Annotated in this window: 26 protein-coding genes; 14 read left to right on the plus strand and 12 right to left on the minus strand. The window is 71.8% G+C overall.

The window, feature by feature from the left end:
• Nucleotides 1-79: 79 nt before the first annotated feature.
• From ACYQ0U_RS05770 to ACYQ0U_RS05780, 3 genes are all read right to left on the minus strand, one after another.
• Nucleotides 80-283, minus strand: a complete 204-nt coding sequence (locus ACYQ0U_RS05770; RefSeq protein ID WP_459970382.1) for a cold-shock protein — start codon at nucleotides 281-283, stop codon at nucleotides 80-82.
• 175 nt (nucleotides 284-458) lie between these two features.
• Entirely contained in the window at nucleotides 459-1,220 is a 762-nt protein-coding gene (locus ACYQ0U_RS05775; RefSeq protein ID WP_459970385.1) for a tyrosine-protein phosphatase, read from the minus strand.
• 41 nt (nucleotides 1,221-1,261) lie between these two features.
• Nucleotides 1,262-1,639 carry a sulfotransferase gene (locus tag ACYQ0U_RS05780; protein WP_459970387.1) on the minus strand — a complete coding sequence of 126 codons (378 nt, stop codon included), beginning with the start codon at nucleotides 1,637-1,639 and terminating at the stop codon, nucleotides 1,262-1,264.
• A 179-nt stretch (nucleotides 1,640-1,818) separates the two neighbouring features.
• Between ACYQ0U_RS05780 and ACYQ0U_RS05785 the strand changes: the two genes are divergently transcribed.
• Nucleotides 1,819-2,397, plus strand: coding sequence for a hypothetical protein (locus ACYQ0U_RS05785; RefSeq protein ID WP_459970390.1), 579 nt, complete (start codon nucleotides 1,819-1,821; stop codon nucleotides 2,395-2,397).
• A gap of 85 nt (nucleotides 2,398-2,482) precedes the next feature.
• Here ACYQ0U_RS05785 and ACYQ0U_RS05790 read toward each other — a convergent pair whose 3' ends face one another.
• Entirely contained in the window at nucleotides 2,483-3,400 is a 918-nt protein-coding gene (locus tag ACYQ0U_RS05790; RefSeq protein ID WP_459970393.1) for an EamA family transporter, read from the minus strand.
• Between the two features lie 39 nt (nucleotides 3,401-3,439).
• Between ACYQ0U_RS05790 and ACYQ0U_RS05795 the strand changes: the two genes are divergently transcribed.
• Nucleotides 3,440-3,934 carry a MarR family winged helix-turn-helix transcriptional regulator gene (locus ACYQ0U_RS05795; protein WP_459970395.1) on the plus strand — a complete coding sequence of 165 codons (495 nt, stop codon included), beginning with the start codon at nucleotides 3,440-3,442 and terminating at the stop codon, nucleotides 3,932-3,934.
• A gap of 102 nt (nucleotides 3,935-4,036) precedes the next feature.
• On the opposite strand, the gene ACYQ0U_RS05800 is transcribed toward ACYQ0U_RS05795, so the two are convergent.
• On the minus strand, nucleotides 4,037-4,882 hold the full coding sequence (locus tag ACYQ0U_RS05800) for an aldo/keto reductase (protein WP_459970398.1): 846 nt from the start codon (nucleotides 4,880-4,882) through the stop codon (nucleotides 4,037-4,039).
• A gap of 200 nt (nucleotides 4,883-5,082) precedes the next feature.
• On the opposite strand from ACYQ0U_RS05800, the gene dnaK reads away from it, so the two are divergent.
• The 4 genes from dnaK to ACYQ0U_RS05820 all read left to right on the plus strand — a co-directional run bounded on the left by dnaK (nucleotide 5,083) and on the right by ACYQ0U_RS05820 (nucleotide 9,292).
• Complete coding sequence (gene dnaK, locus ACYQ0U_RS05805) at nucleotides 5,083-6,945, plus strand: molecular chaperone DnaK (protein ID WP_459970400.1); 1,863 nt, start codon at nucleotides 5,083-5,085, stop codon at nucleotides 6,943-6,945.
• On the plus strand, nucleotides 6,942-7,499 hold the full coding sequence (gene grpE / locus ACYQ0U_RS05810; protein ID WP_459970402.1) for a nucleotide exchange factor GrpE: 558 nt from the start codon (nucleotides 6,942-6,944) through the stop codon (nucleotides 7,497-7,499). Before dnaK ends, grpE begins: the two co-directional genes overlap by 4 nt.
• Before the next feature lie 20 nt (nucleotides 7,500-7,519).
• Complete coding sequence (gene dnaJ, locus ACYQ0U_RS05815; RefSeq protein WP_459970404.1) at nucleotides 7,520-8,701, plus strand: molecular chaperone DnaJ; 1,182 nt, start codon at nucleotides 7,520-7,522, stop codon at nucleotides 8,699-8,701.
• Nucleotides 8,702-8,863: 162 nt separating this feature from the next.
• The gene (locus ACYQ0U_RS05820; protein ID WP_459970406.1) at nucleotides 8,864-9,292 is read left to right on the plus strand and encodes a heat shock protein transcriptional repressor HspR; all 429 of its coding nucleotides are present in this window, start codon (nucleotides 8,864-8,866) and stop codon (nucleotides 9,290-9,292) included.
• A gap of 15 nt (nucleotides 9,293-9,307) precedes the next feature.
• Here the strand turns inward: ACYQ0U_RS05820 and ACYQ0U_RS05825 are convergent, their stop codons facing one another.
• From ACYQ0U_RS05825 to ACYQ0U_RS05835, 3 genes are read right to left on the minus strand one after another with little or no spacing between them, the layout of a single operon-like run.
• Nucleotides 9,308-10,654, minus strand: a complete 1,347-nt coding sequence (locus tag ACYQ0U_RS05825; RefSeq protein ID WP_459970408.1) for a response regulator — start codon at nucleotides 10,652-10,654, stop codon at nucleotides 9,308-9,310.
• The gene (locus ACYQ0U_RS05830) at nucleotides 10,651-11,241 is read right to left on the minus strand and encodes a hypothetical protein (RefSeq protein ID WP_459970410.1); all 591 of its coding nucleotides are present in this window, start codon (nucleotides 11,239-11,241) and stop codon (nucleotides 10,651-10,653) included. The genes ACYQ0U_RS05825 and ACYQ0U_RS05830 overlap by 4 nt, the downstream gene beginning before the upstream one ends.
• Complete coding sequence (locus ACYQ0U_RS05835) at nucleotides 11,242-11,907, minus strand: hypothetical protein (RefSeq protein ID WP_459970412.1); 666 nt, start codon at nucleotides 11,905-11,907, stop codon at nucleotides 11,242-11,244. It abuts the gene before it with no gap.
• Nucleotides 11,908-12,045: 138 nt separating this feature from the next.
• Here ACYQ0U_RS05835 and clpB point away from each other — a divergent pair, with 138 nt between their 5' ends.
• Nucleotides 12,046-14,640 (plus strand): ATP-dependent chaperone ClpB, encoded by a 2,595-nt coding sequence (clpB, locus tag ACYQ0U_RS05840; RefSeq protein WP_459970414.1) that lies wholly within the window; start codon nucleotides 12,046-12,048, stop codon nucleotides 14,638-14,640.
• Between the two features lie 13 nt (nucleotides 14,641-14,653).
• Complete coding sequence (locus ACYQ0U_RS05845) at nucleotides 14,654-15,619, plus strand: hypothetical protein (protein ID WP_459970416.1); 966 nt, start codon at nucleotides 14,654-14,656, stop codon at nucleotides 15,617-15,619.
• Nucleotides 15,620-15,640: 21 nt separating this feature from the next.
• On the opposite strand, the gene ACYQ0U_RS05850 is transcribed toward ACYQ0U_RS05845, so the two are convergent.
• On the minus strand, nucleotides 15,641-16,798 hold the full coding sequence (locus ACYQ0U_RS05850; protein ID WP_459970418.1) for a pyridoxal phosphate-dependent aminotransferase: 1,158 nt from the start codon (nucleotides 16,796-16,798) through the stop codon (nucleotides 15,641-15,643).
• Between the two features lie 33 nt (nucleotides 16,799-16,831).
• Here ACYQ0U_RS05850 and pyrE point away from each other — a divergent pair, with 33 nt between their 5' ends.
• Both pyrE and ACYQ0U_RS05860 read left to right on the plus strand, forming a co-directional pair.
• A complete protein-coding gene (gene pyrE / locus ACYQ0U_RS05855) occupies nucleotides 16,832-17,368 on the plus strand; it encodes an orotate phosphoribosyltransferase (RefSeq protein ID WP_459970420.1) in 537 nt (178 codons plus the stop codon).
• Between the two features lie 4 nt (nucleotides 17,369-17,372).
• Nucleotides 17,373-18,029 carry a DedA family protein gene (locus ACYQ0U_RS05860; RefSeq protein WP_459970422.1) on the plus strand — a complete coding sequence of 219 codons (657 nt, stop codon included), beginning with the start codon at nucleotides 17,373-17,375 and terminating at the stop codon, nucleotides 18,027-18,029.
• On the opposite strand, the gene ACYQ0U_RS05865 is transcribed toward ACYQ0U_RS05860, so the two are convergent.
• Complete coding sequence (locus tag ACYQ0U_RS05865; protein WP_459970424.1) at nucleotides 17,989-18,741, minus strand: DedA family protein; 753 nt, start codon at nucleotides 18,739-18,741, stop codon at nucleotides 17,989-17,991. The genes ACYQ0U_RS05860 and ACYQ0U_RS05865 overlap by 41 nt on opposite strands.
• Nucleotides 18,742-18,835: 94 nt before the next feature.
• Between ACYQ0U_RS05865 and ACYQ0U_RS05870 the strand changes: the two genes are divergently transcribed.
• On the plus strand, nucleotides 18,836-19,477 hold the full coding sequence (locus tag ACYQ0U_RS05870; RefSeq protein WP_459970454.1) for a TrmH family RNA methyltransferase: 642 nt from the start codon (nucleotides 18,836-18,838) through the stop codon (nucleotides 19,475-19,477).
• 26 nt (nucleotides 19,478-19,503) lie between these two features.
• Here the strand turns inward: ACYQ0U_RS05870 and ACYQ0U_RS05875 are convergent, their stop codons facing one another.
• Together ACYQ0U_RS05875 and ACYQ0U_RS05880 are read right to left on the minus strand one after the other, a co-directional pair.
• Nucleotides 19,504-19,953 (minus strand): hypothetical protein, encoded by a 450-nt coding sequence (locus ACYQ0U_RS05875; RefSeq protein ID WP_459970427.1) that lies wholly within the window; start codon nucleotides 19,951-19,953, stop codon nucleotides 19,504-19,506.
• 72 nt (nucleotides 19,954-20,025) lie between these two features.
• Nucleotides 20,026-22,149 carry a M14 family zinc carboxypeptidase gene (locus ACYQ0U_RS05880; protein WP_459970429.1) on the minus strand — a complete coding sequence of 708 codons (2,124 nt, stop codon included), beginning with the start codon at nucleotides 22,147-22,149 and terminating at the stop codon, nucleotides 20,026-20,028.
• 140 nt (nucleotides 22,150-22,289) lie between these two features.
• Here ACYQ0U_RS05880 and fbaA point away from each other — a divergent pair, with 140 nt between their 5' ends.
• From fbaA to lysS, 3 genes are all read left to right on the plus strand, one after another.
• Entirely contained in the window at nucleotides 22,290-23,321 is a 1,032-nt protein-coding gene (fbaA, locus tag ACYQ0U_RS05885) for a class II fructose-bisphosphate aldolase (RefSeq protein WP_459970431.1), read from the plus strand.
• A gap of 113 nt (nucleotides 23,322-23,434) precedes the next feature.
• Nucleotides 23,435-23,890: a DUF3151 domain-containing protein gene (locus ACYQ0U_RS05890; protein WP_459970433.1), complete on the plus strand. Its 456-nt coding sequence runs from the start codon at nucleotides 23,435-23,437 to the stop codon at nucleotides 23,888-23,890.
• Between the two features lie 24 nt (nucleotides 23,891-23,914).
• A complete protein-coding gene (lysS, locus tag ACYQ0U_RS05895; protein WP_459970435.1) occupies nucleotides 23,915-25,432 on the plus strand; it encodes a lysine--tRNA ligase in 1,518 nt (505 codons plus the stop codon).
• Nucleotides 25,433-25,555: the final 123 nt, after the last annotated feature.

Consider the following 25,555-nt stretch of genomic DNA (forward strand, 5'->3'; position numbering starts at 1 on the left):
CCTGATCGATGGGACTTCCCCGAATGCGCAGGTGCCCCGGACGTGGAGACGTCCGGGGCACCCGTTGAGCCGTGCGACCTCAGAGGGCGCGGACGTTCTCCGCCTGCGGGCCCTTGGGGCCCTGCGTGACGTCGAACTCGACCTTCTGGTTCTCGTCCAGGGACTTGTAGCCCTGACCCGTGATCGCCGAGTAGTGGACGAAGACGTCGGCGCCGCCGCCGTCCTGCGCGATGAAGCCGAAGCCCTTCTCGGCGTTGAACCACTTGACGGTTCCCTGAGCCATGTTTCTTTTCCTTCGATCACTATGGCGCGGACACTGTGCCCACGCCCGCCAGAGCCACCCGCTGACGCCTGATGTCCAGCTGAACCGAAGACCAAGAACTACAAGAGATGCGCCGCCGTTTCTCTGGCGGCCGAGAGCAGCGAGCTCCCTCCAACACCGCCACGGTATCACCGCGTCAGCCCACGAGTCTGATCCTCAGGGCGTCGAGGACCTCGTCGCCCAGCCCGAGGCCGTCACGCAGGTAGCCGTCGATCGATCCGTAGTCGGCGTCGACCGCGTCGTACGCCGCCTGGAGGTACTCCTCCTCGACGACCATCGTCGGCTCGTAGACCTCGACCTTCTCGGGTCCGAGGTGCTCGCCGACGAGCGCCAGATACTTCTCGCGCGTGGCCGAGGAGACCTCGTTGGTGAGGAGGTAGTCCGCGAGGATCGTGTCGCGGTCGACGCCCGCGATCTCCAGCAGCAGCACGGCGGCCCAGCCGGTGCGGTCCTTGCCTGCCGTGCAGTGGAAGAGCTGCGGCAGGTCGCGGGTCGCGAGCGAGGTCAGCAGCCGGGCGTACGCCGCCCGCGAGTCGGCCGAGCGGACGAATGCGTCGTACACCTCCCGCATCACCCGGTGCGCGGCGTCGCTGTCCGCGAGGCCGTCCACCATCTCGGTCGGGATGCCGGAGATCTCCGCGTGCTCCCACGTCGCGCCGGGGACCTCGACGTCCGGGTGGGCGTCGACCTCCAGCTGTCCGCGCAGGTCGTGGATCGCCCGGATCCCCAGCCCCGCCAGGGAGGCGGCGTCCTCCTCGGTGAGCTGGAGCTCGTTCGACCGGTAGAAGACGCCGCGCCGCACGCGTCCACCGTCGCGCGTCGGGTGGCCCGGCCCGGCCACGTCGCGGAAGTTGTCGGCGGACGCGAGCCGGAGCAGCTCGTGGGACGGGTCGGTCACGCCTCGCAGGATAGGGCCGTCCCCGAACGCCGCAGTGGTGACTACCGGTCGAACGCCGCCCGGACGCCGGCCTCGGTGAGCCCGTAGTCCTCCAGCGTGTACGTGTGCGAGGGCCTGGCCTTGCCCTGCTTGGACTCGTGGTCGATCTCCTCGATCGCGGCCTGCACCTCGGGCGTCCAGTCGAGATCGAACCGGTCGTAGACCCGGCGGGTCGCCGCGAGCGGGTCGGTCACCAGGTCCTCGAACGCGATCTCGACGAACTGGTCCCGGTCGTACCTCGGCCGCGCGTCGTGGAACGCGTGGAAGGCCCGCGAACACAGGTCGAGCTGGGTCCGGCCGAGAGCGAGCAGGACGAGGCGAGGCAGGTGGCCGGGTCGCGGTGCGTGTAGACGATCAGCGCGTCCGGGTAGACAGGGCAAGGAGTTGGTCGTCGAGTTCGGCGGGCTCTACCACCACACGTTCCGGCGCACCCCGGACGGCTGGCGCAGTCGCAAGCTGCACGAGGAGATCGTCTGGAAGCGGTGGATGTGACGTCGGCTCCGGCCGACCGTGAGACGCCCGTGGTGGTGCGTGACCCTCGCTGACGCACAATGGGGCCATGTCCGAGCAGCTCCCCGAGAACTCCGAGGGACACCCGATCCTGGCCGGGCTGGCCGCCCTGGCCGGCGTGGCGGTGGTGGTCGGGCTCGTGCTCGGCCTCGTCGTGGCCGCCGGCACCAGCGTGCTCGGCCTCGGCGGTGACGGCGAGGCCTCGACCTCGACGTCCGAGCGGTCGATGTACCTGCCCAAGCCGCAGAAGACGCCGACCGAGACCGCGCCGCAGTACACGCTCGCCCCGGTCGAGGGTGGCTCGCACACGCCGACGCAGAAGCCCTCCTCGAAGCCGACCGAGTCCGCGTCGCCCCGCAAGCAGATCACGCTGTCGGCGTCGACCACGACCTCGGCGCCCATGGAGCAGTTCGACCTCACCGGGGTCTACCCGAGCGGCGAGGGCGCGATCCTCCAGGTGCAGCGCTTCGAGGGCGGCGCCTGGGCCGACTTCAACGCGACCGGCTCGGTGAGCGGCGGCACCTTCCAGATCCCGATCTACACCAGCCAGCCCGGCGTGAACCGCTTCCGGGTGGTCGACTCCGACACCCAGCTGGAGTCCAACGAGATCCGGATCACCATCGGCTGAGCGGCTCCGCCGCGGGGCGTCGAGACACCAGAAACGGCCCCCGGAGGGTGCTCTCAGGGGCCGTTCGGGGTGTCGCGACGAGAGGTCAGGCGGCGCGGGCGAGCTCCCGCTGCGGCTCGGGGGGCGGCACGGTGACCGGCGTACGCCGCAGCCGGGCGATCACGGCCGGCTGGCCGAGCAGGATGCCGCCGAGCACCAGGAGCATGCCGAGGCCCTGGGTGAGGCCGAACGCCTCGCCGGCCAGGGCGATGCCGATGAGCGTGCCGGCGACCGGGTTGAGCAGGCCGACCAGCGAGACCGCGGCGGCCGGGAGCTGGCGCAGGCCGCGGAGCCACAGCAGGTTCGCGAGCGCGGTCGCGACCAGGCCCAGGTAGAGGAAGCCGCCGATCGCGCGCGCGTCGAGGGCCGGGGGCGCGCCCTCGACGAGCAGGGCGACCGGCAGCAGCACGAGGCCACCGGCCACGAGCTGCCAGGCCGTGAAGGTCGGGAGCTCGACCGGCGGGTGCCACCGCTTGACGAGGATGTAGCCCAGCGACGACATCGCCACGGCGCCGAACGACGCGGCCACGCCGACCGGGTCGACCGTCGTACCGCCCTGGAGGACGAGGAGCGCGACGCCGGCGAAGCCGATGCCCGCGCCGACGAGTGAGGCGACCGCCGGCTTCTCGCGGATCAGTCCCCAGGCGAGCAGCATCATCATGACCGGCGCGGTCGCGGTGAGAGTGGCGGCCAGGCCGCCGGGGAGGCGGTACGCCGCCACGAAGATCAGCACGAAGAAGGCGCCGACGTTCAGGGTGCCGAGCACCAGCGAGCGCCACCACCAGATGCCCTGCGGCAGCCGGGGTCGGAACGCCAGCAGCAGCAGGCCGAACGGCAGGGCCCGGACCATCGCCCCGAAGAGCGGTCGGTCCGGCGGCAGGAACGTCTCGGTCACGTAGTAGCCCGAGCCCCAGGCGACCGGGGCGAGCGCCGTGAGCGCGAGGGTCCGCCAACTATTTTCCACGGAAAGCACAATAGTTTCCGAGTGAGATATATTCCGGCTGTGGAGAGCGATCTCGATCACGTCGGCCGGATCATGGCCCAGTGGGGCGCCGAGCGCCCCGACCTCGACGTCTCACCCCAGGGCGTGATCGGCCGCTTGCACCGGCTGGCCCAGCGGCTGACCGAGGAGCTCGTGGTGGTGTACGCCGAGTACGGGCTCGGCGAGGGCGAGTTCGACGTGCTGGCGACGCTGCGCCGGGCCGGCGCGCCGTACGAGCTCGCTCCGGGCGAGCTCGCCCGCTGGACGATGGTCTCGTCCGGGGCCATCACCAAGCGGGTCGACCGCTGCGTGGAGCAGGGCTGGGTGACGCGGCGCGTCAGCGAGGGCGACCAGCGCGGCCGGGTGATCGGGCTGACCCCGTCCGGCCTCGACGTGATCGACCGGGCGTTCACCGCCCACATCGCCAACGGGCACCGCCTGGTCGGGATGCTCGACGAGATGGAGAGGGCCCGGCTCGCCCACCTCCTCGAGAAGTGGGGCCGGGCCCTGGGCTGACCTGTCAGTTCTGGCTCTCCGGAAGTCGCTGAGCCGTCACTTCTGGTCATCCAGAAGTGACAGCTCAGCGGTGATCCAGCGACCAGAAGTGACAGGTCGGCGTCAGCTGGGGATCCAGTCGAAGGTGTCCGGGTTCGGGCCGGTGCGGCCGTCCTCGCCCTTGTCGAGCGCGCTGATCGCGGCCACCTCGTCGGGGGTGAGCGAGAAGTCGAAGATCTCGAAGTTCTCGCGCATGCGCTGCTCGTTGACCGACTTCGGGAACACGATGTCGCCCCGCTCGACGTGCCAGCGCAGCGTCACCTGCGCCGGCGTCTTGCCGTGCGCGGCGGCGATCCGGCCGATCACCTCGTCATCGAGGACCGCGCCCTGGGCGATCGGGGACCAGGACTCCACGGCGACCTGGTGGCGGTGGGAGGCCGAGCGGGCAGCCTCGTTGGTGAAGTAGGGGTGCACCTCGATCTGGTTGACCGCGGGCTTCACGCCGGTCTCCTCGATGATCCGGTCCAGGTGGGCCGGCTGGAAGTTGGAGACGCCGACCGACGCGGCGCGCCCGTCCTCGACGAACTCGGCGAGCGTGCGCCAGGTCGAGACGTAGTCGCCGTCGTACTGCGTGGGCAGCGGCCAGTGGATGAGGAACAGGTCGATCCGGTCGAGCCCGAGCTTGCGCAGCGTCTCGTCGAACGCGCGGCGCGCGTCGTCGGGCCGGTGGAAGGAGTTGTTGAGCTTGCTGGTGATGTAGAGCTCCTCGCGCGGCAGGCCGGAGGCCTTGATCGCGGCGCCGACGCCCTCCTCGTTCTGGTACATCTCCGCGGTGTCGATGTGCCGGTACCCGACCTCGAACGCCTTCGTGGTGACCTCGGCGGTGTCCGCCGGCGGCACCTGGAAGACCCCGAAGCCGAGCTGCGGGATGGTCGTGTCGTTGTTGAGGGTGATGCTCGGAACGGTCATACCTGTGTCATCTCCGATGGGGGGCCGGATCATTCCCCGATCAGGGGGCGCATGGACCCGCTCGGGAACAACCCCGCCCTTGGGCTGCGTTGAGTCGGGTGATAGAAGTTGAGTCGGCTGGACTCAACTAGTTTGGGTCGGGGCCGCGGGTCGCGGCACGATGGCCCAGAACGAGACTCGACACCGGAGGTAACACAGACATGGCACGTGCGGTCGGCATCGACCTCGGCACGACGAACAGCGTCGTCGCCGTCCTCGAGGGTGGCGAACCCACCGTCATCGCGAACGCGGAAGGCGCCCGTACCACCCCGTCGGTCGTCGCCTTCGCCAAGAACGGAGAGGTGCTGGTCGGCGAGGTCGCCAAGCGCCAGGCCGTCACCAACGTCGACCGGACCATCCGGTCGGTCAAGCGGCACATGGGCACCGACTGGAAGCAGGAGATCGACGACAAGTCGTTCACCCCGCAGCAGATCAGCGCCTTCGTGCTCCAGAAGCTCAAGCGCGACGCGGAGGCCTACCTCGGCGAGACCGTCACCGACGCGGTGATCACGGTCCCGGCGTACTTCTCCGACGCGCAGCGCCAGGCCACCAAGGAGGCCGGCGAGATCGCGGGCCTCAACGTCTCGCGCATCGTCAACGAGCCCACCGCGGCCGCGCTGGCCTACGGCCTCGACAAGGGCGACGACCAGACCATCCTGGTCTTCGACCTCGGCGGCGGCACCTTCGACGTGTCCCTCCTCGAGATCGGCGAGGGCGTGGTCGAGGTCAAGGCGACCTCCGGTGACAACCACCTCGGTGGCGACGACTGGGACGCGCGGATCGTCGACTGGATGATCAAGAAGTTCAAGGACAACAACGGCGTCGACCTCGGCGCCGACAAGATCGCCAAGCAGCGCCTCCAGGAGGCCGCGGAGAAGGCGAAGATCGAGCTCTCCTCCTCGAGCGAGACCACGATCCACCTGCCGTACATCACCCACGGTGAGTCCGGCCCGCTGCACTTCGAGGAGAAGCTGACCCGCAGCGAGTTCCAGAAGCTCACCGCGGACCTGCTCGACCGCACCAAGGCGCCGTTCCAGTCGGTGCTGAAGGACGGCGGCGTCGACGTGAGCAAGATCGACCACGTCGTGCTCGTCGGCGGCTCGACCCGGATGCCGGCCGTGACCGACCTGGTCAAGGAGCTGCTCGGCGGCAAGGAGCCCAACAAGGGCGTGAACCCGGACGAGGTCGTCGCCGTCGGCGCGGCCCTCCAGGCCGGCGTCCTCAAGGGCGAGGTCAAGGACGTCCTCCTGCTCGACGTGACCCCGCTGTCGCTGGGCATCGAGACCAAGGGCGGCGTGATGACCACCCTCATCGAGCGCAACACCACCATCCCGACCAAGCGGTCCGAGATCTTCACGACCGCCGACGACAACCAGCCGTCGGTCGAGATCAAGGTCGCCCAGGGCGAGCGTCAGATGTGGTCGCAGAACCAGCCGCTCGGCAACTTCGAGCTCACCGGCCTCCCGCCGGCCCCGCGCGGCGTGCCGAAGATCGAGGTCACCTTCGACATCGACGCCAACGGCATCGTGCACGTGACCGCGAAGGACCAGGCCTCCGGCAAGGAGCAGTCGATGACGATCTCCGGCGGCTCCGCGCTGTCGAAGGAGGACATCGACCGGATGGTCAAGGAGGCCGAGCAGTACGCCGAGGAGGACGCCAAGCGGCGCGAGGCCGTCGAGGTCCGCAACCAGGCCGACCAGCTCGTCTACACAACCGAGAAGTTCCTCGCCGACAACAGCGAGAAGCTCCCCGAGGACGTGAAGACCGAGGTGCAGGCCGACGTCGACGCCCTCAAGGCCACGCTCGAGAACTCCGAGGCCACGGCCGACGAGCTCAACGCCGGCATCACCAAGCTCGGTGAGTCCAGCCAGAAGATGGGGGCCGCGATGTACGCCGCCGCCGAGGCCGACGCGGCCGCCGCCGGCGGCTCGGACGGCTCGACCGGCGAGGCCGACGACGACGTCGTCGACGCCGAGATCGTGGACGAGGACACCACCGACCGGTCCGAGGGCGAGACCAAGTGACCGAGCCGTCCCAGGACGAGCAGCTCGTTCCCAGCCCTGGCCTGACGCCTGAGGAGCAGGAGACCCCTGCTCCTCAGGCCGACGGCCCGGGCGAGGGGGCTGCCGAGACCGAGGACGAGCTCACCGCCGTACGCCGCCAGCTGGAGGAGCGCACCGGCGACCTCCAGCGGCTGCAGGCCGAGTTCGTCAACTACAAGCGCCGCGTGGAGCGGGACCGCGAGCTGGTCAAGGAGAACGCGACGTACGCCGCGCTCTCCCCGATCGTCGAGGTCCTCGACACCGTCGACCGCGCTCGCGAGCACGGCGACCTGGACCCCGGCTTCCGGGCCGTGGCCGACCAGCTCGAGCGCGTGGTGGCGGGCGTCGGGCTCGCGAAGTTCGGTGCGCCGGGCGACGCGTTCGACCCGACCATCCACGAGGCCCTGAGTCACATCGGCGAGGACCCCGAGGTCGAGGTGACCACCTGCAAGGTGGTCGCCAAGGCGGGGTACCGCATCGGCGAGCGCGTCGTCCGCGCCGCGCAGGTGCTGGTCGTCGATCCTGCCACCAGCTAGACGAGGGAAGGAGGTGCGCGATGAGTGCCACTGACAACGGCTTCCGGGCCGACTGGGCGCAGAAGGACTTCTACCGCGAGCTCGGCGTCGCCAAGGACGCGTCGGCCGACGACATCAAGAAGGCCTACCGCAAGCTCGCGCGCGCCAACCACCCCGACTCCAACCCCGGTGACACCGCCAAGCACGACAAGTTCAAGGCGGTGGCCGAGGCGTACGACGTCGTCGGCGACGCCGAGAAGCGCAAGAAGTACGACGAGATGCGCCAGCTCTACGCGTCCGGCGGCTTCCGGGGTGGCTTCGGCGGTGGTGGCGGCGGTCCGGCCGGGGGGTTCAACCTCGACGACCTGCTCCGCGACCAGGCCGGTCAGCGCGGCGGCTTCGGCGACATGTTCGGTGACCTGTTCGGCGGCGGCGCCGGTCGCCGGCGCCAGCAGCGGGCCCGCCCGACCAAGGGCCAGGACGTCGAGACGTCGGCGACGATCAGCTTCACCGACGCCCTCGAGGGCGTCACGATCTCGCTGCGCCTCACCTCCGACGCGGCCTGCCCCGACTGCCACGGGACCGGAGGCAAGCCCGGCACCAAGCCGCACGTGTGCCCCGAGTGCGAGGGCGCGGGCTTCGTGGTCTCCTCCGCCGGCGGGGCGTTCTCGATCAACGAGACCTGCCCGGTCTGCGGTGGCCGCCAGCTCGTCTACGACGAGAACTGCCCGACCTGCCACGGCAGCGGCCGCGGCACGTCCGCCCGCACGATCCAGGCCCGCATCCCCGCGGGCGTGAAGGACGGGCAGCGCATCCGGCTGCGGGGCAAGGGCGGCGCCGGTGAGAGCGGCGGACCCGCGGGCGACCTGTTCGTCACCGTGAAGGTCACCCCGCACCGGATCTTCGGCCGCAAGGACGACAACCTCACCCTCGACGTGCCCGTCGCCTTCGACGAGGCCGCGCTGGGGGCGGAGATCAAGATCCCGACGCTCGGCGGCGCGCCGGTCACGCTCAAGATCCCGGCCGGTACGCCGAACGGGCGGACCTTCCGGGTCCGCGGCAAGGGCGCCCCGAAGGCCGACGGCAGCCGCGGCGACCTGCTCGCGACCGTCGAGGTGCAGGTGCCCGCGCACCTCTCGTCCGAGGCGAAGGCCGGCATCGAGGCCTATCGTGCCGCCATGGCCGACAAGCCGCTGCGCACGAAGCTGTTCGAGGAGAGCTAGGGCCATGCCTCCTCGCCCACTGGCCTGCTGCGCGACGCCCCACGGGCGCCTCGCGGCGTTGTCGTCAGTCGCCGGGACTCCGTCCCGCCTCCTTCCTCCGCCTTGCGAGGCATCCCGTGGATGCGCCGCGCGCGACGGCCGAGGGCGAGGAGGCATGGCCTGATGCCGCGACCGCCCTTCGAGCCTCCCGGGCCGGACGCCGCGGTCTTCGTGATCAGCGTGGCCGCGGAGCTCAGCGGGCTGCATCCGCAGACCCTGCGCACCTACGAGCGCCTCGGGCTGATCACGCCCGGCCGCGCCGGGGGAGGCGGTCGCCGCTACTCCCCGCGCGACATCGAGCTGCTGCGCTCGATCGCGGAGCTCACCTCGTCCGGCATCGGCATCGAGGGCGTCCGCCGGATCCTCGAGCTCGAGAACCGGATCGAGGCCCTGGCCGCCCGCAACGAGGAGCTCGCCGCCGAGCTCGCGGCCACCCGCGAGGCCCTCCGCCAGGCCCTCAGCGTCCGGCGTACCCCCGACGGCAACAAGCTGCCGGTGCTCCGCGGCCCCGACCCGGGCCAGTCGGTCGTGGTCTGGCGGCGCGGCCGCTGACGCCGACCCGGCGCGTCAGACGGCCGGCAGCTCCACGGTGAACACCGCGCCGCCCTCGGGACCGGGGGAGTACGACGCCGAGCCGCCCTGGGCGGCGGCGAGGGTGCGGACCACGTGGAGGCCGAGGCCGGTGCCGGGGACGGCGTCCCGGGCGGCGCGGCTGAACTCGCGGAACAACCGGTCGCGGAACTCCTCGGGCACGCCCGGTCCGTGGTCGGCCACGTCGATCGCGACGAACGACCCCGCGGGACGGACCCGCACGGTGACCGGCGGCCGGCCGTACTTGCCGGCGTTGGACAGCAGGTTCGAGACGATCTGCTCCAGCCGCAGCGGGTCCGCGCGGATGCGGCGGTCGTCCTCGACGTCCACGGTCGCGTCGTACCGCTGCGCGACCACGCGGCGGACCACGTCGCCGACCGCCACGTCGCGCACCTGGATGAGCAGGGAGCCCCGGCGGGCCTGCGCGGTGGTGAGCAGGTCGGTGGTGATGCCGTCGAGGATGCGGGCCTGGCGGGCCATCGCGTCGATCAGCTCGGCCGTCGTCTCGGGCTCGAGCTCGCTGACCGCGTCCAGGGTCTCCGCGGTGCCGCAGATCACCGCGACCGGGCCGCGGAGCTCGTGCGCGGTCGTCGCGACCGCCCGGCGCAGCGCGGCGACGTCGGCCGCTCCGACGTCGAGGTAGAGGAGCAGCGAGGAGCTGCCGCGGCGCAGGGTCGCCTGCACCGGTACGTCGCCGACCGTGAGGTCGCGGGCCGCCTCGGTGCCGGCGCGGTGGGCGTCCACGAACGACGCCAGCTCGCCGGACACCCGCGCCAGCGGCGTGCCCGCCACCGCGTCGTCGCCGAGGACGCTGCGGGCCGCGGCGTTGGCGTAGCGGATCGCGAGTCCGCCCTCGTCGGCGAGCTCGAGGATCGGCACCGGTGCGAGCTCGACCAGGTCGGAGCCGGTCCCGTGGCCGGCGGCGAGGGCAGCGGCGGGCGCGGGCGGCGCCCCGCGGCGGGCCATCGCGGCGCCGAGGTAGTCGACGACGGTGGCCAGCGGTGCGCCCTTCTGGAGGTAGCCGTCGGCGCCGCTGGCCAGCGCCCGCTCGGTCATCTGCGTGGCGCCGAAGCCGGACATCACGACGATGGTCGCGTCCGGGCAGGACGTGCGGATGTGCGGCAACGCCTCGAGCCCGTCCATCACCGGCATCGACAGGTCCAGCACGACGAGGTCGGGGTCCGCCGAGCGGGCGACCTCGATGCCGGCGGCGCCGTCCCCGGCCTCGCCGACGACCTCCCAGCCGGCGCGCTTGAGCGCGATGCGCATGAGGTTGCGCAGGTCCGCGGTGTCGTCGACCAGGACCACCCGGGGAGCGGTCACTGCGGGTCCTCCTCGGGCTCCGTGGTCACCGCGGCCGGGGTGCTGCGCAGCAGGTGCATCGAGTAGTGGTCGCTGCCCAGCAGCTCGGTGATCATCCGGCTGGCGGAGTCGATCGACGTGGTCAGCGCCTCCTGGGCGCGCTCGGGCTGATCGAGGTCGAGCGCCATCTTCGCGACCACCAGGCCCTGGAGCACGCTGTCGTTGAGCTCGAGCGCCTGCTGCTCGCGCGCCCGCAGGTCCTCGAAGAGCTTGGCGCCCTGCATGAGCGAGCCGTAGCTGCGCCGCAGCGTCCAGTAGTACGCCGCCACGATCGCGCCGACGACGTCCCAGGTCGCCAGCGGCCAGCCCCACGCCTCCCGCATCGCGAGTCCGTCGGGGTCGTCGATGCCGAACGACGGCAGCAGCATGTGCACCGAGTGCGTGCCGTGGTGCACCGCGCAGGTGAAGAAGATCGCCGCGGTCGCGGCGCCGAGCGGGTTGGTGCGCAGCTGCTGGCTGCGCGCGAGCGGCACCACGATGGCGAGCGCGATGAGGAGGTAGGCCAGCGCGATCACCGCGTTGGCCACCATCCCGACCTGCCACGACATTCACCCACCCCCCAGCGAGAGGACGACGAGCAGCGTGGTGCCGAGCGCGAGCCACGCGTGCGCGGCCGGGTGCCACTCCGCCCAGGGCGCGGTACGCCGAACGCCGGCCCGGACCGCGAGCAGGCACGCCGCCGCGGCGACGAGCTCGCAGGCGACGGCGGTGACGTCCCAGGCCCCGACCGCCTCGCGGCCGGGGAGGCCGACCGTGCGGGAGACGGCCCACACTGCGACGACCGCCAGGTTGCCGGCCGCGCCGAGCACCAGCCACGTCGGCGTCGGCCGGCGCAGCGCCCGGTCCGCCCAGCCGAGCTGGGCGAGCGCACAGCCGAGGAAGAACAGCGCGACAGCGAGGCCCTCGCGGGCGTGCGGCAGGACCATCGCGGCGTGCACGCCGGCCGCGACCAGCGCGCTCGACACCGCCAGCGGGAGCAGCAGCACCGAGCCGGCGGGGGCGGTCACCGGCCGCGCCGGGACGCCGGCGAGCGCGGCGACGGGAGCGCCGGCGGCGTACCGCTCCAGCGCGGCGCGCAGGCTGCCGACGCGCTGCTCGTGGAGGTCGCGCGGGGAGTTCGCGCGCGGTCGCGGCGCGAGGGTCGGGGCCAGCAGCGCCCCGAGTCCTGCGAGGCCGGCCGCCACCAGCACGAGGTGCACTGCGTGCGCCACCATTCCCGAAGGCTAGGGCTTCGCGGACACCCACGGACGAAGCTGCGGAAAATTCCCAGAGTTGAGTGGAACAGACTCAACTTTGACCGCGTTAGGAACGACAGAGTGTCCGGTCAGTGACGTGCACAGGAGAATGACGACATGAGCCAGTTCGGGGCCGAGAGGTTCACCACCCGCAGCCGCGAGGCGATCGAGGCCGCCCAGCTGTCCGCGACCACCGCGGGCAACACCCACACCGAGCCCATCCACCTGCTCGTGGCGCTGCTGCGCCAGGAGGACGGGACGACGCGCAACCTGGTCGCCAAGGCCGGCGTCGACGCCGCCGCGCTGACCGCCCGGGCCGAGGCCGCGCTGCACGCGCTGCCCACCGCGAGCGGCGCGACCGTCCAGCAGCCGGCCGCATCGGCCAGCCTGACCCGGGTCCTCGCCGCCGCGCTCGACCTCGCCGCCGGTATGAAGGACGACTACGTCGCGACCGAGCACCTGCTGATCGCGATCGCGGGCGTCGAGAGCTCCGCCCAGCGGGTGCTGACCGACGCGGGCCTCACCGAGGCCGGGCTGCGGGAGGGCCTCACCGCCGTCCGCGGCAACCGCCGGGTGACCAGCCAGGAGGCCGAGTCGACCTACGAGGCGCTCGAGAAGTACAGCGTCGACCTCACCCAGGCCGCCGAGGAGGGTCGCCTCGACCCCGTCATCGGCCGCGACGCCGAGATCCGCCGCGTGGTGCAGGTGCTGTCCCGGCGTACCAAGAACAACCCCGTGCTCATCGGCGAGCCGGGCGTCGGCAAGACCGCCGTCGTCGAGGGGCTCGCCCAGCGCGTCGTCGCCGGCGACGTCCCCGACTCCCTCAAGGGCCGCCGTGTGCTGAGCCTCGACCTGGCCGCGATGGTGGCCGGCGCGAAGTACCGCGGCGAGTTCGAGGAGCGGCTCAAGGCCGTCCTGGAGGAGATCAAGGACGCCGGCGGCCAGGTCATCACGTTCATCGACGAGCTGCACACGGTCGTCGGCGCGGGCGCCGGCGGCGACTCCGCCATGGACGCCGGCAACATGCTCAAGCCGATGCTGGCCCGCGGCGAGCTGCACCTGATCGGTGCCACCACGCTCGACGAGTACCGCGAGCGGATCGAGAAGGACCCGGCGCTGGAGCGCCGCTTCCAGCAGGTCTTCGTCGGCGAGCCGTCGGTCGAGGACACCATCCAGATCCTGCGCGGCATCCAGGAGAAGTACGAGGCGCACCACGGCGTCCGGATCACCGACGCCGCGCTCGTCGCCGCCGCGACCCTCTCCGACCGCTACATCACCGGCCGCCAGCTGCCCGACAAGGCGATCGACCTCATCGACGAGGCCGCGTCCCGGCTGCGGATGGAGATCGAGTCCTCGCCCGAGGAGATCGACCGGCTCCGGCGCCAGGTCGAGCGGCTCAAGATGGAGGAGTTCGCGCTCCAGAAGGAGCACGACGAGGCCTCCAAGGAGCGGCTCGGCGTGCTGTTGAAGGACCTCGCCGACCGCGAGGAGGAGCTCCGCGCGCTCGAGGCCCGCTGGGAGCAGGAGAAGTCCGCGCTCGAGGGCGAGGGCGAGCTCCGCCGCCGGCTCGACGCCGTCCGGGTCCAGGCCGACAGGCTGATGCGCGAGGGCCGGCTCGACGAGGCCAGCGAGATCCTCTACGGCCGCATCCCCGAGCTCGAGAAGGCGCTCACCCAGGCGACCGAGACGGCCGAGTCGACCCTCGACCCCCTCGTGGGCGAGGAGGTCGGCGCCGAGCAGATCGCCGAGGTCGTCGAGGCCTGGACGGGCATCCCCACGGGCCGGATGCTCCAGGGCGAGACGGCCAAGCTGCTCGAGATGGAGCAGGTCGTCGGCGAGCGGCTGATCGGCCAGCGGGCCGCGGTCAACGCCGTCAGCGACGCCGTGCGCCGCTCGCGTGCCGGCATCAGCGACCCGAACCGCCCGATCGGCTCGTTCCTCTTCCTCGGCCCGACCGGCACCGGCAAGACCGAGCTCGCGAAGGCGCTCGCGGACTTCCTGTTCGACGACGAGCGGGCGATCGTCCGCATCGACATGAGCGAGTACTCCGAGAAGCACTCGGTCGCGCGCCTGGTCGGCGCCCCTCCGGGCTACGTCGGGTACGACGAGGGCGGACAGCTCACCGAGGCGGTGCGCCGTCGCCCCTACAGCGTGATCCTGCTCGACGAGGTCGAGAAGGCGCACCCGGAGGTCTTCGACATCCTGCTGCAGGTGCTCGACGACGGCCGGCTCACCGACGGCCAGGGCCGCACGGTCGACTTCCGCAACACGCTGCTGATCCTGACCAGCAACCTGGGCTCGAACTTCCTGGTCGACCCGCTGCTGGACCCGGAGAAGAAGCGCGACTCGGTGATGGCCGTGGTGCGGTCCTCGTTCAAGCCGGAGTTCCTCAACCGGCTCGACGAGGTCGTGCTGTTCGACGCGCTCACGCTGCCCGAACTCACCCACATCGTCGACCTCCAGCTCGGCCTGCTCGAGAAGCGGCTGGCCGCGCGCCGGATCGCGATCAGCGTCACCGACGAGGCGAAGCGGTGGCTCGCCGAGACCGGCTACGACCCGGCGTACGGCGCCCGCCCGCTGCGTCGCCTGATCCAGACGGCCATCGGCGACCCGCTGGCCAGGATGCTCATCGCCGGCGAGGTCACCGACGGCTCGGCGGTCGCCGTCGACCGGTCGGCCGACGGCGACGGGCTGGTGCTGACCGCCACGTGATGAAATAGGCCGCGTGAGCGAGCCTTCCCCGAACCCCCGGCCGCGCCAGGTCACCATGGTCGGCTGGCTGACGATGCTCGGCTCGGTCTTCGTGGTCCTGCTGGTCTTCGACCGGGTCTCGGGCCTCCACACGATCGAGACCCGCGAGTCGGTCGAGCGGTTCCTGGCCGAGCCGCCCGGCAGCGACCTCGGGGTCGGGGTCGACGGGATTCTCTCGATCATGCGCACCCTCGCGCTGGTCGCGGGCGGCTGCGCGACCGCGGCGGCCATCCTCGGGTGGCACGTGCTCCAGCGCAGTCGCAGCGCCCGCCTGGGGCTCACGATCCTCGCCGTGCCGCTCCTCGTCGCCGGCATGGTCACCGGCGGCTTCGTGTCCTCGCTGGTCGCGGCGTCCGCGGTGATGCTCTGGCTCCAGCCGGCCCGCGACTGGTTCGACGGGATCACCCGGCAGCCGGCCCCGGCGCCCGCGGCAGCACCGGCCCCGGTGCCTGCTGCCGCGACGCCCGGCCGGCCGGCGGTCGACGCACCGACGGCCGCGCGACCCTCCGCGGTCACCTGGGCGTGCCTCCTCACCTGGGCCGGCAGCGGCCTGACCGCGCTCGGGGCGATCGCGTCCGGCGTGCTCCTCGCGATGCGGCCCGAGGTCCTCCTCGACGAGGTCCACCAGCAGAGCCCCGAGCTCGAGGGCCAGGGCGTCTCCGACGAGCTGCTGATCGGGGTCACGCTCGCGATGCTCGCCGGCTTCGTCGCCTGGGCGGTCGCGGCCGCGGTCGTCGCGATCTTCGTGCTCCGCGGCCAGGAGTGGGCCCGGATCACGCTGGTGGTCAGCGCGTCGACGGCAGCCGCGGTCTTCCTCCTCGGCTCCGTCCTCGGTGCCGTCCTCCTCGCCCTCACCCTCCTCACCTGCGTGATGGCGGTGGTGCTCCTGGTCCGGCCCGAGGTGCGGGCCTGGTTCCAGGCGCGCCCACCGACGACGTGACCGACCGGATCACCGACCGGATCACGGGGCGCTGAGGTCGGCGGCCGCCAGCCGGCGGAGCCCCTCCTCGATCACGCCGACCTCCTTGCAGAACGCCCACCGCACCAGGTGCCGGCCGGCGTCGGAGTCGTAGAAGCCCTTCAGGGGGATCGCGACGACTCCGGCCCGGTCGGGCAGGGCCCGGCAGAAGCCGTCGCCGTCCGGCCAGCCCAGCCCCGAGACGTCGGTGGTCGCGAAGTAGGTGCCCTCGGGCACCCGCACCTCCAGGCCGATCCGGGCGAGGCCCGAGCAGAGCCGGTCGCGGCGCTCCCGGAGGTCCGCGGCGAGCTGGGTCGGGAAGTCCGCCTCGTGGTCGAGCGCGTGCGCGACGGCGGGCTGGAGCGGCGAGCCGGAGGTGAACGTCAGCCACTGCTTGGCCGCCAGCACCGCGCCGACCAGCTCGGCCGGTCCGGTCGCCCAGCCCACCTTCCAGCCCGTGAACGAATAGGACTTGCCCGCGCTCGAGAGCGTGAGCGTCCGCTCGAACATGCCGGGCAGGGTCGCCATCGGCACGTGCTCGTGCTCGTCGAACACCAGGTGCTCGTAGACCTCGTCGGTGATCACGACGAGGTCGTGCTCGATCGCGACGTCCGCCACCGCCCGGAGCTCGGCCCGGGTGAGCACGGTGCCGGTCGGGTTGTGCGGCGAGTTCAGCAGCACGAACCGGGTCCGCGGCGTCACGGCCGCCCGGAGCTCGTCGGCGTCGAGGCGGAAGTCCGGAGCACGCAGGGTCACCGCGCGGCGTACGCCGCCGGCCATCTGGATCATCGCCGTGTAGGAGTCGTAGTAGGGCTCGAGCACGACGACCTCGTCGCCGGGGTTCACCAGCCCGAGCAGCGCGGCCGCGATGCCCTCGGTGCACCCGGTGGTCACGACGACCTGGGAGTCGGGGTCGAGCTCGATCCCGTAGTGGCGCAGCTGGTGGGCGGCGACCGCCTGACGGAGCGCGGGCACCCCCGGCCCGGGCGCGTACTGGTTGAGGCCGCTCTGGAGCGCGTGGACCGCGCGGGCGATCACCTCGGGCGGCCCGTCCACGTCGGGGAACCCCTGCCCGAGGTTGACCGACTGGGTCCGGACCGCGAGGGCCGACATCTCCGTGAAGATCGTCGGCGGGATGCCGTCGAGTCGATGCGCGAGCATGGGCCCGACGCTACCGTCGCTAGGCTCGGCCCCGTGGACGAGACGCTGGCCGCTGGCCTGGCCCATGATGTGGACGCCATCTGCCGCCTGACGGGGGAGTTCACGCTCCGCTCGGGGCAGCAGGCCACCGAGTACTTCGACAAGTACCTCTTCGAGGCCGACCCCGGCCTGCTGCTGCGGGTGGCCCGCGAGATGGTGGCACTCCTCCCCGAGGACACCGACCTCCTCGGTGGGCTCGAGCTGGGCGGCGTACCCATCGCGACGATGGTGAGCAGCCTGACCGGCCGCCCGGCGCTGTTCGTGCGCAAGCAGGCCAAGGAGTACGGCACCTGCAAGCTCGCCGAGGGCCCGGACGTCGCGGGGCGGCGCGTGACGCTGATCGAGGACGTGATCACCACCGGGGGCGCGGTCCGCGACGCGACGCGGGCGCTGCGCGAGGCCGGCGCGACCGTCGAGGTCGTCGTGTGCGCGATCGACCGCAGCCCGGCAGGGGAGAACCCGCTCGCGGACGTCGGCCTCGAGGTGCGGCCGGTGCTGACCAAGGCCCAGCTGGACGCCGCGCGCGGCTGACGCGGTGTACTCCCTCACCACGACCGGCGACGACCTCGGAACGGTCGGCCAGCTCGTCGTCGACGTCATGGAGGCGATCGGCGGGCCGGGCGTCGGGATCCTGATCGCCGCCGAGAGCGTCTTCCCGCCGCTGCCCAGCGAGCTCGTGCTGCCGCTGGCCGGGTTCGCCGCCAGCCAGGGGCACCTGTCGCTCGCCTCGGCGCTGATCTGGTCGACCGTCGGGTCGCTCGCCGGCGCGCTGCTGCTCTACGAGATCGGCGCGCGGCTCGGCCGGGACCGGACGTTCGCGCTGTGGCGGCGGCTCCCGCTGGTCGAGGACCGAGACTTCGTGCGCACCGAGGAGTGGTTCGCCCGGCACGGCCGCAAGGCCGTCTTCCTCGGCCGGATGCTCCCGATCTTCCGCAGCCTGATCTCGGTGCCGGCGGGCGTCCAGCGGATGCCGCTGCCGACGTTCGTGGTGCTCACGACGATCGGCAGCGCGATCTGGAACACGACGTTCATCCTCGGCGGCTACCTGCTCGGCCACGAGTGGCACCGGGTCGAGGCGGCGGCCGGGTGGCTGCAGTGGGTGGTGCTGGCCGCGGTCGGCGGCGCGTTCGCCTGGTGGGTGGTCCGCCGGCTCAGGAGCCGTCGTGCTGGTGGGTCGTCGGCATCCCCATGATGTCGAGGTCCGGCACGCCGTCGTGGTCGTTGTCGTCGGCCTGCTTGCTCCCGGTCCGGCGGTGCCGCCACCACTCGTAGGCGATGGGGACGACGGTGAACGCGAGGATCACGGCGAGCGCCTTGTCGATGTTCTCGCCCAGGCTGGGGAAGGCCTCGCCGAGGGTGAAGCCGAGGAGCAGGATGCTGCCCACCCAGAGCACCGCACCGACGAAGCTCCAGAAGAAGAACCGACGCCGGTCCATCTGGGTGACGCCCGCGACCACGGTGATGAAGGTCCGGACGAACGGCACGAAGCGGCCGATCACCAGCGCCTTGTTGCCGTGCTTGTCGAAGAACGCGTGCGTCTGGTCGAAGTACTTCTTCTTGAGGATCCGGCCGTTCCGCTGGTAGAGCGGTGGCCCGATCGCGCGGCCGATCTCGTAGCCGATCACGTTGCCGAGGAACGCCGCCGCGGTGAGCAGGACGAACGCGATCATCAGCTCGATGACCGGGGCGGTGCCGAAGACGTCGATGCGCCCGGAGTTGAGGAACAGGCCCAGCGCGAACAGCAGGGTGTCGCCCGGCAGGAACGGGAAGAACAGCCCGCACTCGATGAAGATGATCAGCAGGCTGACCCAGTAGAACGCCCCGCCGAACTGGTCGAGCAGCCAGTTGGGGTCCATCCAGTCCATGCCCAGCAGCAACGGCTGCAGGGTGAGGCTGGCGTCCACGCGTTCACGGTACCCGCCGACCGTGAACCCCGCGGGACCTTCCCCTACCGTTTCGTCCGTGGACGGGGACGAGGAGCGGGCGCCGTACGACCCGATGCCGCACGGGGCGCCCGAGGTGGGTGTCGGCCCCTGGGTGGGGCCCTGGCCCGAGGGGGAGCAGTACGACGCCGCGCTGCTCGCCGAAGGGGACCGCCGCAACGTCGTGGACCGCTACCGGTACTGGACGGTCGAGGCGATCGTGGCCGACCTGGACACCCGCCGGCACGGCTTCCACGTGGCCATCGAGAACTGGCAGCACGACTTCAACATCGGGACGATCGTGCGGACCGCGAACGCGTTCCTCGCCGCCGAGGTGCACATCGTCGGCAACCGCCGGTGGAACCGCCGCGGCGCGATGGTCACCGACCGCTACCAGCACGTCCGGCACCACGCGACCGTCGCCGACCTGGCGGCGTACCTCCACACGATCGACGTGACGCTGCTCGGCATCGACAACCTGCCGGGATCGCTGCACCTGGAGACGGCGACGCTCCCGCGGGCCGTGTGCTTCCTCTTCGGCCAGGAGGGGCCGGGGCTGTCCGACGGCGCCCGCGCGGCCTGCGACGGGACGTTCTCGATCGCGCAGTTCGGGTCGACCCGCTCGATCAACGCCTCCTCCGCCGCGGCCATCGCGATGCACGCGTGGGTGCGGCAGTACGCCGATCTCAGCGGCGAGGACGCCTGGCGCGGCCAGTGACCGCGCCAGGCGTCGTCAGCGGGGCCTCAGCGGGTCGTCTTGGTGAAGCAGCCGAGGATGAACTTCGTGCCGGGCAGGTCGAGCCAGGTGTAGTACCACTTCTTGCTCGACACGTACCGCGGGCAGGTCCTCTGGGCGGCGGCGCGGAAGGTGGCCTCGCTCGACGTCCCGGAGCCGTAGAAGGCGTAGGTCGAGCGGTAGCTGTGCGCGGCGGCACAGATCGTGTGGACGGAGCCGGAGGTCAGGCAGCTGGCGACCGAGTCCGGCAGCTTGCTGCTCAGTCGCGGCAGCGGGTGCGGCAGCTGAGCCAGGGCGCCCACGCTCACGACGATGGCGTGGCAGGAGTACCACCGGGCACCCGCGGCCCGCTGGTCGGCGTTCGCGCTGAAGTAGGCGACGCCGTGCTGCGAGCGGTAGAGGTGGAGCTGGTTCGTGGCGTACTTGCTGCGGAACTGCGACCAGCACACGCTGTCCATCTCGGCGAGCAGGTCGTCGGTCGGCGAGTCCCAGGACGGTCCCGAAGGACCGGTCCGGCTCCTCGCGGATCGTCAGCGCTTGCGGCACGCCCGCAGGTCGAGGCTGCGGACCTGGCCGCGGTCGACGAACACCTTCATGGTCTGCCGGACGTTGCGACCGACCGAGCAGGTGAGCGTGTACTGCTCACGCTTGCCCTCGGTCCGGACCACCCGTCCGTCGAACAGCACGGTGGTCAGCGTGTAGCTCGGCGAGACCGAGGCGTAGTTGATCACGCGCAGCACGTAGGTGCCCGGCTGGGCGTCGGTCAGCTCGACGACCTCGTCGGAGCCGGGCAGGTTGCCCGAGGAGCCGACCTCGGTCAGCGTGCCGTCGGCGGCCTTGCGGTAGACCTCGAGGTCGAGGTCGTCGGGGGTCGGCCAGGTCAGCGTGGTGCGCCAGAGGTCGGCCTGCTCCTGGATCTGGAACTCGTGGTCGGAGGAGCCCGCCGGGGGCGCGGTGCCCTCGAACGTCTCGGCGCTCCTCGGCTCGTCGAGCCCGGCGAGGTAGGTGTGCGAGGCGACGACCGGCCGGGTCGACGGGTTCACGACCCAGCGGAAGGAGCCGTTCGCCGGCACCCGGATCGAGCTGTCGACGCCGTCCTCGAAGCCGCCCTCCCACGTCGGGGTGACGAACGACTTGTGCAGTCGCAGCACCGCGCCCCGTGGCGCCTTCCCGGTGAGTACGCCGTGCATCGAGGTGTCGACCGCGTGCTCGAGCGCGATCAGGTAGGCCTCGCGGTTGCCCTTGCCGGCGTACTCGCCCGCGCCGCGGTACTGGTCGACGACGTCCTCGAAGGGCGGGTGGAACTCGTCCGGCCCGATCTCGAAGGTGTAGCCGAACCCGCCGGTCGCGTTGTAGGACCAGTCCTCGGTGGTGCCGGTGGTGTCGTAGAGCTGCCACCCGTGCTGGTTGGAGTAGCCGTTCTGGGCGGCCATGCGCGCGCCGAGACGCTTCAGCTCGACCTCGTCGGGCGCGTCGCCGACCGGCTTGCCGTCGTGGCCGATGGTCGTCGGCGCGACGCCGTTCGGCCGCAGGATGAGGTTGCCGAAGGTGTGGTTGCTGATGAGCATCGTGACCTGGCGGCTGGCGACCAGGTCGCGGATGTTGAGGGTCTCGGGCTCCGAGAACGGCTCCGCGCCGCGGTACGTCGGGTCGAGCACGCCGCTTTCGACGGCGGCCGGGTCCGGGTCGCTGCCGGCCGCGCCGGGGCCGCCCCAGAAGCCGCCGTAGTTGCGGTTCAGGTCGACGCCGACGCCGAACCCTCCGGGGCTCGTGAGGCTGGCGGCGCAGGTGCCGTCGGGGGTGTCCTCGCCGTCGACGACCCGGCAGTTCTTGCGCTTGTAGGCCTGGCCGGGTGTCAGCAGGATGCTGGTGCTGCCCGCGAGCGGGTCGTGCTCGTTGAGGTCGCGCAGGTCGATGGCCGCCCCGTCGGTGCGGGAGAGGTCGAAGCCGTCGACGTTGACGACCGGCACGACGACGACGCGGGCCCGGTCGAGCAGGCGCGTGATCCGGGGGTTCTTGCCGTAGCCCTGGGCGAGGTCGACGGCGAACTCCATCGCGTTCTCGCCCGACGGCCACTCGCGGGCGTGGTGGAGGCCGAGCAGCACGAACGTCGGGCGGCCGGTCGCCGGCCGGGTCACGTCGCTGCCGATCTCGACGGCGTGCACCGCGCGGCCGTCCAGGCTGGGCCGGTCGAGCGTGAACTCCTTGACCAGCCGCGGGTAGGTCTCGGCCAGCGCGGCGAGGTCGGCCTCGTAGTCCTCGAGCGTGCGGTACGACGTGCGGCCCGAGGGCAGCGCGGAGGTGCTCACCCGGGCGGCGTACGCCTCGTCGAGGGCGTTGATCTGGGCCTGCCGCAGCAGCAGGTCGACGATCCGGACGTCGTAGGTGAAGCCGGCGTCCTTCAGGGCGGCGAGCTCGGCCGGGGAGTGCAGCACCACCTCGACGTAGTCGTGGCCGGCGTGCTCGGTCAGGTCGAGGCCGAGGGTCTGGAGGCGCTCCTTGTCGGCCCGGGTCGGGGTGTCGACCGTGACGAGCTGCGGCGCGAACGGCACCGCCTCGGCCTGGCGGCTCTGCGCCACGGGCGCCTGGGTCAGGGCGAGCGCGGCCACGGTGGCGATGATGGCGGCTCGGAGGTATGCGCGTCGGCGGTTCATCGTCGGCTCCTGGGCGGGTGGTCGGGGTGCCTGTCCAACGCTTCTTGGCCGCGTGGGTCACGGTGGACCAGACCTCCGACGGCTCGCCCGGAGCCACTAGGGTGGAAACGTCGCACGACGATCCTGAGGAGCTCGCAGCCATGCCCATCGTGACCCCCGAGAAGTACGCCGAGATGCTCGACACCGCGAAGGCGAACCAGTTCGCGTTCCCGGCCATCAACGTGTCGTCCTCGCAGACCCTGAACGCGGCCCTCAAGGGCTTCGCCGACGCCGGCTCCGACGGCATCATCCAGGTCTCCACCGGTGGCGCCGAGTACCTCTCGGGCCCGTCGGTCAAGGACATGGTCGCCGGCTCGGTCGCCTTCGCGGCGTACGCCGCCGAGGTCGCGAAGAACTACCCGGTGAACATCGCGCTGCACACCGACCACTGCCCCCAGGACAAGCTCGACGGCTTCGTCCGCCCGCTGCTGGCGCTCTCGGAGGAGCGGGTCGCGCGCGGCGAGGCCCCGCTGTTCCAGTCGCACATGTGGGACGGCTCCGCGGTGCCGCTCGACGAGAACCTCGCGATCGCCGAGGAGCTGCTCGACCGCTGCCTCAAGGCGAAGGTGATCCTCGAGATCGAGGTCGGCGTGGTCGGCGGCGAGGAGGACGGCGTCGAGAACGCCATCAACGACAAGCTGTACTCCACCCCCGAGGACGCCATCGCCACCGCGCGGGCGCTCGGCTACGGCGACCGCGGCTACTACATGACCGCGCTGACCTTCGGCAACGTGCACGGCGTCTACAAGCCGGGCAACGTCAAGCTCCGCCCGGAGGTGCTCAAGGAGGCCCAGGAGGCGGTCGTCGCCGAGTTCGGCCTCGAGCCCGGCTCGAAGCCGTTCCACCTGGTCTTCCACGGCGGCTCCGGCTCCACCCCCGAGGAGATCGGCGCGGCCGTCGACTACGGCGTCGTGAAGATGAACGTCGACACCGACACCCAGTACGCCTTCACCCGCCCGGTCGCCGGGCACATGTTCCAGAACTACGACGGCGTCCTCAAGGTCGACGGCGAGGTCGGCAACAAGAAGCAGTACGACCCGCGCGCCTGGGGCAAGGCCGCCGAGGCCGGCATGGCCGCCCGCGTCGTCGAGGCGTGCGAGAACCTGCGGTCGGCGGGCGCGTCGATCGGCTGATCCCGCGAGACGTCATACGAGGTGGTCGCCGGAGCGACCACCTCGCATGACGTCCGGCGCCCGGTCCGGGTCAGTGCGCTGCGGATGCGCCCGACCATGGACAATTGCTGCCCATGAGCGAGCGAATCATCCCAGGCAGCGAGTTCACCGGTCAGGACCTGATGGCGGGACCGCCGCCGACGCACCTCCCGGAGGACCCGGCCGCGGCCGACCTGGCGCCGGGCGCGGACGCGATGGACGTCGTACGCCGCCACCCCGAGTCGCCGCTCGCCTGGGCGACGCTCGCCACGCTGGCGGCCGACGCCGAGGACGACCCGGTCACGATCTACGCCTACGCGCGGGTCGGCTACCACCGCAGCCTCGACCTGCTGCGCCGCAACGGCTGGAAGGGCCACGGCCCGGTGCCGTGGGAGCACGAGCCGAACCGTGGCTTCCTCACCTGCCTCGCGCTCCTCGCCCTCGCGGCGCGCGCGATCGGCGAGGAAGCCGAGTGGCAGCGCTGCTCGGAGTTCCTCCGCGACTCGAGCCCGACGGGCTACGCCGAGCTGCTGGGCGACGACGAGGGCTGAGCCCGGCGTCGGTAGCCTTCTCGGGTGACTGAGACGCCCGAGCAGCCCGGCCCTGCCGACCAGCAGAGCGACCTGAACGACCAGATGCTGGTCCGCCGGGAGAAGCGCGCGCGGCTGCTCGAGCAGGGCCGCCAGGCCTACCCGGTCACGGTCCCGCGCACCCACACGCTCGCCGCGGTCCGCGAGGCGTGGGGCCACCTCGAGGCGGGCGAGGAGACCCAGGACGTCGTCGGCGTCACCGGCCGGGTGGTCTTCGTCCGCAACACCGGCAAGCTCTGCTTCGCCACCCTCCAGGAGGGCATCGGCACCCGCCTCCAGGTGATGCTCAGCCTGGCCGAGGTCGGCGAGGAGTCGCTCGCCGACTGGAAGCACACCGTCGACCTCGGGGACCACGTCTTCGTCGAGGGCCGGGTCATCGCCTCCAAGCGCGGCGAGCTCTCGGTGATGGCGACCCGCTGGGAGATGGCGAGCAAGGCGCTGCGCCCGTTGCCGGTGCTGCACCAGGAGCTGTCCGAGGAGCTGCGGGTCCGGCAGCGGTACGCCGACCTGATCGTGCGGCAGGAGGCCCGCGACATGGTCCGGACCCGCGCGGCGATCGTGCGCGCCGTACGCCGCACGCTCGAGGACCAGGGCTACCTCGAGATCGAGACGCCGGTGCTCCAGCTCATCCACGGCGGGGCGAAGGCGCGGCCGTTCCGGACCCACATCAACGCCTTCGACCAGGAGATGGTGCTCCGCATCGCGCTGGAGCTGAACCTGAAGAAGGCCGTCGTCGGCGGCGTCGACCGGGTCTTCGAGATCGGCCGGATCTTCCGCAACGAGGGCGTCGACTCCACGCACAGCCCGGAGTTCACGATGCTCGAGGTCTACCAGGCCTACGGCGACCAGCACACGATGGCCGACCTGATGAAGGACATGATCCTCGCGGCCGCCGACGCCACCGGCAGCCGGCAGCTCGAGACCCCCGCGGGCACCATCGACCTGGACGGCGAGTGGCGCTGGCTGCCGGTGTACACCGGCGTCAGCGAGGCGGTCGGCCGCGAGGTCACGCCCGACACCGACGTCGCCACGCTGCGCGCGATCCTCGACGAGCACGACCTCCCGTACGACCCCGCCTGGGACGCGGAGAAGCTCGTGCTGGAACTGCTCAGCGAGCTGGTGGAGCCGCAGCTCATCCAGCCGACGTTCGTCTGCGACTACCCGCCGTCGGCGCAGCCGCTGGCCCGCCCGCACCGCACGGACCCGCGCCTGATCGAGGCCTGGGACCTGATCATCGGCGGCGTCGAACGCGGCACCGCGTTCAGCGAGCTGGTCGACCCGATCATCCAGCGCGAGGTGCTCACCGAGCAGTCGCGGCAGGCGGCCGGCGGCGACCCCGAGGCGATGCAGCTCGACGAGGACTTCCTCCGGGCGCTGGAGTACGGCGCCCCGCCGATGGGCGGCCTGGGCCTCGGCATCGACCGGCTGATCATGCTGTTCACCGGCGTGGGCATCCGCGAGACGATCCTCTTCCCGCACCTGAAGCCCGAGAGCGACCGGTAGCCGGGCCGCGCCAGCGGACCGGCTACCGGGCGAGCGAGCCGCGCGACGGCCGAAGGCCGTCGTGACCGGGCCTGAACATCCGCGGACCGGCTACCGGGCGAGCGAGCCGCGCGCCGGCCGAAG

It is taken from the genome of Nocardioides pyridinolyticus (assembly GCF_054653575.1).